Below are 10143 nucleotides of genomic sequence, written 5' to 3' on the forward strand. Positions count from 1 at the left end.
GACGTGACCTGATGTCAAAGCCCGCCCGTTCCTCCAACGCTGCCCAGAACATGACCGAGGACAAGCTCCGCGACTACCTGAAGCGGGTCGTCAACGACCTGCGCCAGACCCGCCGCCGGCTCAACGAGGCCGAGGCCAAGGACCACGAGCCGATCGCCATCATCGGTATGAGCTGCCGTTTCCCGGGTGACGTCCGGTCCCCGGAGGACCTCTGGCAGGTCGTCGCCGAGGGCCGCGACGCGATCTCCGCGTTCCCCGACAACCGCGGCTGGGACCTGGAGGCGCTCTACGACGCCGACCCGGACCGCTCCGGCACGTCCTATGTGCGGGAGGGCGGATTCCTGTACGACGCCGCCGACTTCGACCCCGCGTTCTTCGGCATCTCGCCCCGCGAGGCCCTGGCGATGGACCCGCAGCAGCGGCTGCTGCTTGAGACCTCCTGGGAGGCCTTCGAGCGGGCCGGCATCGACCCGCAATCGCTGCGCGGCAGCAAGGCCGGCGTCTTCGTCGGCAGCAACTACCAGGACTACGCGACCCGGTTGCCCGAGGTGCCTGCCGAGCTGGAGGGGCACCTCGGTATCGGCAACACGCCGAGCGTGGTGTCCGGCCGGGTGGCGTACACCCTCGGTCTGGAGGGCCCGGCCGTCACCGTCGACACGGCCTGCTCCTCGTCGCTGGTCGCCCTGCATCTGGCCTGCCACGCGCTGCGGCAGGGCGACTGCTCGATGGCGCTGGCCGGGGGCATCTCCGTGATGTCCTCGCCGGCCTCGTTCATCGAGTTCAGCCGACAGCGGGGGCTGGCGCCGGACGCCCGCGTCAAGGCCTTCGCGTCGGGCGCGGACGGCACGGCGCTGTCCGAGGGCATCGGCATGCTGCTGGTGGAACGGCTCTCGGACGCGCGCCGCAACGGGCACCGGGTGCTCGCCGTGATCCGCGGCAGTGCCATCAACCAGGACGGCGCCAGCAACGGCCTCACCGCCCCCAACGGCCCCTCCCAGGAGCGGGTCATCCGCCAGGCGCTGGCCGCCGCCCGTCTGACGCCCGACCAGGTCGACGTGGTCGAGGCACACGGCACCGGCACCAAGCTGGGCGATCCCATCGAGGCGCAGGCGCTGATCGCCACGTACGGCCAGGACCGCCCGGCCGACCGGCCCCTGTGGCTGGGCTCGGTGAAGTCCAATATCGGCCACACCCAGGCCGCCGCCGGTGCCGCCTCGATCATCAAGATGGTCATGGCCCTCGATCAGGGCCTGCTGCCCCGCACTTTGCACGTGGACGAGCCGTCCTCCCGTATCGACTGGGAGGCCGGGGCCGTCTCGCTGCTCACGGAGGACGTGCAGTGGCCGGCGCTCGACCGGCCGCGCCGTGTCGGCATCTCCTCCTTCGGCATCAGCGGCACCAACGCCCATGCCGTGCTGGAGGAGGCTCCGCCCGTCGAGGCGGACGAGGAAAACGAGGCACAGGACGACGCCACACCGGCGGGCGTCGTGCCGTGGGTGATCTCCGCCCGGACCGCGGAGGCGCTGCGCGCCCAGGCACGACAGCTGCGTGAATACGTCGATCAGCGGCCGGACCTGGACACCGCGGAGGTCGCCCACGCGCTGGCCACGACCCGCTCCGCGTTCGAGCACCGCGCGGTCGCCCTGGGCGGCAGCACCGGCGAACTCCTCAAGGCCCTCGACGCCCTCGCTCAGGGGGAGCCCTCACCCCACCTCGTGCAGGGCATCGCGCCCGACGAGACCGGGAGGACCGTGTTCGTGTTCCCGGGGCAGGGGACGCAGTGGGCCGGTATGGGTGCCGAACTCCTTGACTCCGTGCCTGTGTTCGCGGAGTCGATGGCTCGCTGTGAGGAGGCGCTCGCGCCTTACGTCGACTGGTCGCTGACCGAGGTGCTGCGCTCCGGCGCGGAGTTGGACCGGGTCGACGTCATCCAGCCTGTGACCTGGGCGGTGATGGTGTCCCTCGCCGCGAACTGGCAGGAACTCGGTGTCCGTCCGGATGCGGTCGTCGGCCACTCCCAGGGCGAGATCGCCGCCGCGGCTGTGGCGGGTGCGCTTTCGCTGGAGGACGCGGCCAAGGTCGTCGCCGTACGCGCACGGATCATCGGCGAGCACCTCGCCGGCCGAGGCGCCATGGCCTCCATCCCGCAGTCCGTCCAGGCGGTCAAGGAACACCTGCCCAGCGGCGTCAGCATCGCCGCCGTCAACGGCCCCAACACCACCGTCGTTTCGGGCGACAAGGACGCCGTCGAAACCCTGGTCACAGAGCTTCAGGGCCAGGACATCCGGGCCCGGCTCATCCCCGTCGACTACGCCTCACACTCCGCACACGTCGAGGCCATCGAAGCCGAACTGGCCCATGCGCTTGCGGGAATCCAGCCGCGCCCGGCCGACATCCCCTTCTTCTCCACCGTCGAACCCAGCTTCCTGAACACCGAGGCGCTCGACGCCGGCTACTGGTACCGAAACCTCCGCCAGACCGTCCACTTCCACACCGCCATCCAGCAGCTCACAGAGGCCGGCCACACCACCTACATCGAGTCCAGCGCCCACCCCGTCCTCACCTACAGCATCGAAGAAACCGGAGACGGGACGGTCACCACCGGCACCCTCCGCCGAGGCGAAGGCACCCTCACCCGCTTCCTCACCTCGGCAGCACACCTCCACACCCACGGCCACCCCGTCAACTGGCCCATCAGCAAGGGCGGTCGGCACATCGACCTGCCCACCTACCCCTTCCAGCACCAGCGCTACTGGATCGACGTACCGGACACCACGGCGGCGCACGCCCCCGTCCCGGCGACCGACATCGTCGACACGCGCTTCTGGGAGGCCGTGGAGAACGAGGACTGGGAGTCGCTCGCCGACACGCTCGCCGTGCCCGACGACGCCTCGCTCAGCACGGTGCTGCCCGCGCTCGCGTCCTGGCGGCAGGAGCGCAGGCGCGAGGCCACGGTGAACGACTGGCGGTACGGGATCAGCTGGAAGCCGGTGGCCGACGAGGGTGCCACGACCAGGCTCGGGGGGACCTGGCTCGTGGTGTTCCCGGAGGGGCGGGCCACCGACGACATCGTCCGTACGGCGGCGGAGGGGCTGGCGCGGCACGGCGCGCAGGTCGTGCCGCTGGAGCTGAACGCCTCCGCGGCCGGCCGGGGGACGTACGTCGATCTCATCGGCGAGAAGCTGTCCGCGCAGGACTCTCCGCTCGCCGGCGTGCTCTCCTTCCTGGCGCTCGACGAGAGCGCCCATCCCGCGCATCCCGCCATGACGGCCGGTGTGGCAGGAACGCTCGCTCTCGTGCAGGCGCTCGGTGACGCGCGCCTTGAGGTGCCGGTGTGGTTCGGCACGTGCGGGGCGGTGGCGGTCGGGGCGTCCGACGCCGTGACCAGTCCGGCGCAGGCGCAGGTCTGGGGCCTGGGCCGGGTCGTCGCGCTGGAGCAGCCCGAGCGCTGGGGCGGCCTCGTCGATCTGCCGCGCGAGCTGGACGACCGGGCCCGGGCACGCCTGTGCGCGGTGCTGGCCGGGCTGGCGGGCGAGGACCAGGTGGCGGTCCGCAACTCGGTCGTCTTCGCCCGGCGCCTGGTGCGCAACCCGCTGGACGTGCGGACGCCCGAGCAGGCGGCGCCCGGCTGGCGCACCAGTGGCACGGCGCTGGTGACCGGCGGGACGGGAGCGCTCGGCCCGCACATCGCGCGGTGGCTCGCTTCGAACGGCGCCGAGCATGTGGTGCTGACCAGCAGGCGCGGCCCGTCCGCTCCGGGCATGGCCGAGCTGGCGACGGAACTGGCCGCCGAGGGGGTCCGTCTCACGGTGGCCGCGTGCGACGCCGCCGACCGCGAGGCCCTCGCGGGCGTGCTGGAGCAGTTGAAGGCCGACGGGGAGTCCCTGCGTACGGTCGTACACGCGGCGGCGTTCATCGAGTTGGCGTCGCTGGCGGAGTCGGGGCTCGACGAGTTCGCGGACGTGCTGGCCGCGAAGGTGGCGGGCGCCGCTCACCTGGACGAGCTGCTGGGCGGCGACGACCTCGACGCGTTCGTGCTGTTCTCCTCCATCGCCGGTGTCTGGGGCAGCGGTGACCACGGCGCCTACGCCGCCGCCAACGCCTATCTGGACGCGCTCGCGGAGCAGCGCCGTGCCCGCGGTCTGAAGGCCAGTTCCATCGCATGGGGCGTGTGGAACGTCTGGGACCCGGAGCGGCTGCCGGAGGGCGTCAAGCCGGAGCAGCTGCAGGCGCGGGGACTGCCGTTCCTCGACCCGGACACGGCCTTCGCCGCGATGCGCCAGATCCTCGCGCACGACGAGACCTTCGTGGCCGTGGCCGAGGTGGACTGGGAGCGCTTCGTCCCTGTCTTCACCTCGGCGGGACCTCGCCCGCTGCTCGCGGGTGTTCCCCAGGCGCAGCGCGAGATCGAGGCGGCCACGTCGTCCCCCGGAACCGCGTCGGGCGCGGACGCGCCGAGCGCTCCGTCGTCGCCTCTGCGCGACCGGCTCGAGGGTCTCGCGGCCGAGGAGCGGGACCGGGTGCTGCTGGAGCTGGTGCGCGACCAGGCGGCCTCGGTCCTCGGTCATGCCTCCGGTGAGGCGGTCGAGCCGGGGCGGGTGTTCCGTGATCTGGGCTTCGACTCGCTGACCGCGGTTGAGCTGCGCAACCGACTCAACACGGCCACCGGGCTGCGGCTGCCGGCGACCCTCGTCTTCGACTACCCCTCCCCCGGTGTGCTCGCCGCCCATCTGCGGGACGAGTTCTTCGGAGCGCTGCCGGACACCGCGCCGGCCGGGACCGCCGTGGCGCCGCCGACCCTGCCGGCCGCCGACGACGACCCGATCGTCATCATCGGCATGGGGTGCCGCTTCCCGGGCGGCGTGCGCTCGCCCGAGGAGCTGTGGGAACTCCTGCTGCGCGGCGGCGACGTGATCTCGGGCCTGCCGACCGACCGCGGCTGGGACCTCGACGCGCTCTATGACCCGGACCCGGAGCAGCGCGGCAAGTCCTACACCCGGCACGGCGGATTCCTGTACGACGCCGCCGACTTCGACCCCGCGTTCTTCGGCATCTCGCCGCGCGAGGCCCTGGCGATGGACCCGCAGCAGCGCCTGCTGCTGGAGACCTCCTGGGAGGCCTTCGAGCGGGCCGGCATCAAACCCCAGTCCCTGCGGGGCAGTCGTACGTCCGTGTTCGCGGGCGTCAGCTACCACGACTACGGCTCGCGCCTCGGCGAGACCCCGGAGGAGATCGAGGGCTACCTCGGTACGGGCAACACGGCGAGCATCGCCTCGGGCCGCGTCTCGTACGTCCTCGGCCTGGAGGGCGCCGCGGTCACCCTGGACACGGGCTGCTCGTCGTCGCTGGTCGCCCTCCATCTCGCGGCGCAGTCGCTGCGGCAGGGCGAGTCCACGCTGGCGCTGGCCGGCGGTGTGTCCGTGATGGCGGTGCCCACCTCCTTCACCGAGTTCAGCCGGCAGCGCGGCCTGTCCGTGGACGGCCGGTGCCGGGCCTTCTCGGCCGACGCCGACGGCATGGGCATGTCCGAGGGCGTGGGCATGCTGCTTCTGGAGCGGCTGTCGGACGCACGCCGCAACGGCCACCGAGTCCTTGCCGTCGTCCGCGGTACGGCGATGAACCAGGACGGCGCCAGCAACGGCCTCACCGCCCCCAACGGCCCCTCGCAGCAGCGGGTCATCCGGCAGGCCCTCGCCAACGCGGGTCTCGCCCCCGATCAGGTCGACGCCGTCGAGGCGCACGGCACCGGCACCAAGCTGGGCGACCCCATCGAGGCCCAGGCACTGATCGCCACGTACGGCCAGGACCGCCCGGCCGACCGGCCCCTGTGGCTGGGCTCGGTGAAGTCCAACATCGGCCACACCCAGGCCGCTTCGGGTGTCGCGGGCCTCATCAAGATGGTCATGGCGCTGCAACACGGCGTGCTGCCGAAGACGCTGCACGTCGGCGAGCCCACGCCGAAGGTCGACTGGTCGGCCGGAGCCGTCGCCCTGCTGACCGAGGAGACGGCCTGGCCCAGCACGGGACAGCCGCGCCGGGCCGGTGTCTCGTCGTTCGGCATCAGCGGCACCAATACGCACGCTGTGCTGGAGCAGGCTCCCGATGACGAGCCGGTGTCGGTGTCGGAGTCTCCGGGCGTCGTGCCCTGGGTGATCTCGGCCCGGACCGCCGACGCGCTGCGCGCTCAGGCACGACAGCTCCGCGAATACGTCGAGCAGCGGCCCGAGTTGGACACCGCAGCCGTCGCCGACACGCTCATCAACGGCCGCGCCCTGTTCGAGCACCGCGCGGTCGTCCTCGCCGAAGCTCCTGATGCCGTCGCCGCCGCGCTCGATGCGCTGGCCGCTGGGCAGCCTCACACCCATCTCGTTCAGGGCCAGGCCAAGGCCGTCGGCAAGACCGTGTTCGTGTTCCCGGGGCAGGGGACGCAGTGGGCCGGTATGGGTGCCGAACTCCTTGACTCCGTGCCTGTGTTCGCGGAGTCCATCGCCCGCTGTGAGGAGGCGCTCGCGCCTTACGTCGACTGGTCGCTGGCCGAAGCGCTGCGCTCCGGCGCCGACTTGGACCGGGTCGACGTCATCCAGCCCGTCACCTGGGCCGTCATGGTCTCCCTTGCCGCCACCTGGCAGCACCTGGGCGTCCGTCCTGACGCCGTGGTGGGCCACTCCCAGGGCGAGATCGCCGCCGCCGCTGTGGCCGGCGCCCTCACCCTGGAGGACGCGGCCAAGGTCGTCGCCGTACGCGCCAGGATCATCGGTGAACACCTTGCCGGGCTGGGCGCCATGGCCTCCATCCCGCAGTCCGTCCAGGCGGTCGAGGAACACCTGCCCAGCGGCGTCAGCATCGCCGCCGTCAACGGCCCCAACACCACCGTCGTTTCAGGCGACAAGGACGCCGTCGAAACCCTGGTCGCGGACCTTCAGGGCCAGGACATCCGCGCCCGGCTCATCCCCGTCGACTACGCCTCACACTCCGCACACGTCGAGGCCATCGAAGCCCAACTGGCCCATGCGCTCGCGGGAATCCAGCCCCGCCCGGCCGACATCCCCTTCTTCTCCACCGTCGAACCCAGCTTCCTGAACACCGAGGCGCTCGACGCCGACTACTGGTACCGCAACCTCCGCCAGACCGTCCACTTCCACACCGCCATCCAGCAGCTCACAGAGGCCGGCCACACCACCTACATCGAGTCCAGCGCCCATCCGGTCCTCACCTACAGCATCGAGGAAGCCTCAACTGACGCCGTCACCACCGGCACCCTCCGCCGCAACGAAGGCACCATCACCCGCTTCCTCACCTCAGCAGCACACCTCCACACCCACGGCCACCCCATCAACTGGCCCACACGCGGCGGCAACCACGCCACCGACCTCCCCACCTACCCCTTCCAGCACCAGCGCTACTGGATCAACCCCACCACCGACAGCCGGACGAACCTCTCCGGCGCGGGCCTGGCGGCCGCCGGTCATCCGCTGCTGGGGGCTGCCGTGGAGGTGGCCGGCACGGACACGCACCTGTTCACCGGGCGGCTGTCGTTGCAGAGCCACCCCTGGCTGGCCGACCACGCCGTAGCCGGCACCGTCCTGCTCCCCGGCACCGGCTTCCTCGAACTCGCCCTCCAGGCCGGCCACCACGTCGACTGCGGCACCGTAGAGGAACTCACCCTCGAAGCACCCCTGGTCCTTCCCGAACGGGGCGGGGTGGACGTGCAGTTGAACGTGGGCGCACCTGACGACTCGGGGCGGCGCGAGCTGACTCTCCACTCACGCGCGCAGGACGCCGGCAGCGACGAGCCGTGGACCCGGCACGCCACCGGCACCCTGGCCCCCGTAGAGCAGTCCCCGAGGCCCGATGCCGACATGACCACATGGCCGCCCTCCGGGGCCGAGCCGGTGGAGACCGAGGGCTACTACGACAGGCTGGCCGAGCAGGGCTACGGGTACGGCCCTGCCTTCCACGGCCTGCGGACCGCCTGGCGGCGCGGTGACGAGGTCTTCGCCGAGGTCGCGCTGCCGGAGGAGGAGTCCGCCGAGGCCGCGGAGTACGGCATCCACCCGGCACTGATGGACGCGGCGCTGCACGCGCTGGGTCTGGGCGTGCTGCCCGCGGCGGGCGAGGGCCGGGCGCGGCTGCCGTTCTCGTGGAGCGGGGTGACCCTGCACGCGGCGGGCGCCGCCGCGCTGCGGGTGCGCGTGGCTCCGCTCGGGGACGCCGAGGACACCGTGTCGGTCACCGTGGCCGACCCGGCCGGCATGCCGGTCGCCACGGCCGAGTCGCTGGTCGTACGGCCGGTGGTCACCGCGCAGTTGGAGGCGGCCGGTTCCTCCGTGAACGACAGCCTGTTCCGCATGGACTGGGTGCCGGCCTCCGCGGGGCTCTCCCCCGTCGCGGCGCGGCGCTGGGCGGTCGTCGGGCCGGACCCGCTGCGGGTGGGACGGACGCTGGAGGAGACCGGTGCGACGGTCTTCGCGGCCGACGACCTGGACTCCGTGGCCACACTGGACGTCGTCCCGGACGTGGTGGTCGTGCCGTACGCGCCTCAGCAGGACGGCACCGACAAGCTCACCGCGCGGGTCCATGAGGTGCTGTACGGGGTGCTGGACCTGGTCAAGCGGTGGCTGGCGGAGGAGCGGTTCGCCGACTCCCGGCTGGTCCTGCTCACCCGCAACGCCGTCGTCACCTCACCCGAAGACACACCCGACCTCGAACACGCCGCCATCTGGGGCCTGATCCGCTCCGCCCAGTCCGAACACCCCGACCGACTCGTCCTCATCGACACCGACGACCCCACGCACGACCTACGCGGCGCGCTCACGACTGGTGAGCCTCAAGTCGCCATCCGGCAAGGCCAGTTCCTGGTACCTCGCCTAGCCCGCACCACGGTCACCCCCGCCGACGCCCCCGTCTTCCGGCCCGACAGCACCGTCCTGATCACCGGCGCCACCGGCACCCTCGCCGGACTCCTCGCCCACCACCTCGTCACCCACCACCACGTCCAAAACCTCGTCCTCCTCTCCCGACGACCCGCCCACACCCTCGCCACCACACTCAACGAACTCGGCGCCCACACCACCGTCGTCACCGGCGACGTCACCGACCCCGACACCCTCACCCACACCCTCACCCACCACCCCATCACCGCCGTCATCCACACCGCCGCCACCCTCCACGACGCCACCCTCGACACCCTCACCACCCACCACCTCGACACCGTCCTCAAACCCAAACTCGACGGCGCCCTCCTGCTCCACGAACTCACCACCCAACACACCCCCCACCTCGACGCCTTCATCCTCTTCTCCTCCGCCGCCGCCACCTTCGGCGGACCCGGACAAGCCGCCTACGCCGCCGCCAACACCTTCCTCGACACCCTCGCCCACCACCGCCACACCCACGGCCAACCCGCCCTCTCCCTCGGCTGGGGCCTGTGGGAAGACCGCTCCACCATGACCGGCAACCTCACCCACACCGACCTCCACCGCATGACCCGCCACGGAGTCGGTGCCATGTCCAGCGACGAGGCGCTGCGGCTGCTGGACGCGGCCTGCGCGGCGGGTGAGCCGCACCTGCTGCCAATCCGGCTCTACGTAGGGGCGCTGCGGCGGCGGGCCGACGACGACAGTCTTCCGGCGCTGCTGCGGGGTCTGGCCCAGCGTCGGGTGCGTCGTCACACCGCGGAGGTTGGCATGCGACGGCCTGCGGAGCTGTCGCTCGCCGAGCGGCTCGCCCGGGTGTCCGGGGAGCAGCGGGCGCAGGCGCTGGAGGACCTGGTCGTCGCGCAGGTGGCAGCCGTGCTGGGCCATGCGTCGACGGCCGCGATCGAACCGGACCGCGCCTTCAAGGACATCGGGTTCGACTCGCTGACCGCGGTCGAGCTGCGCAACCGGCTCAACACGGCCACCGGGCTGCGGCTGCCGGCCACGCTGGTCTTCGACCAGCCGACTCCGCAGGCGATCGCCCGCTTCGTGGAGCGGAAGCTGTTCCCGCAGGAGACCGCGCAGACCACACCGGCTCCTGCGGTCGCGCCGGACTCCGGCCACGAGACCGACGCCATCGATGCCATCGACGAGATGGACGTCGACCTCCTCATCAACCTTGCTTTCGACGGCGACAGCGCCGGATCCGACGCGGAGCGTGAGTGAC

1 protein-coding gene is annotated in these 10143 nt (G+C 71.9%); it reads left to right on the forward strand.

Translation table 11 applies throughout. The features are described 5' to 3' along the window. Window positions 1–50 precede the first annotated feature (50 nt). Window positions 51–10142, forward strand: a complete 10092-nt coding sequence (locus HJD23_RS43385) for a type I polyketide synthase (RefSeq protein ID WP_171134138.1) — start codon at window positions 51–53, stop codon at window positions 10140–10142. The last annotated feature ends 1 nt before the right edge of the window (window position 10143 follow it).

Source organism: Streptomyces sp. Z423-1, from assembly GCF_013009255.1.
In the GTDB taxonomy this organism is placed as follows: Bacteria; Actinomycetota; Actinomycetes; order Streptomycetales; family Streptomycetaceae; genus Streptomyces; species Streptomyces gossypiisoli.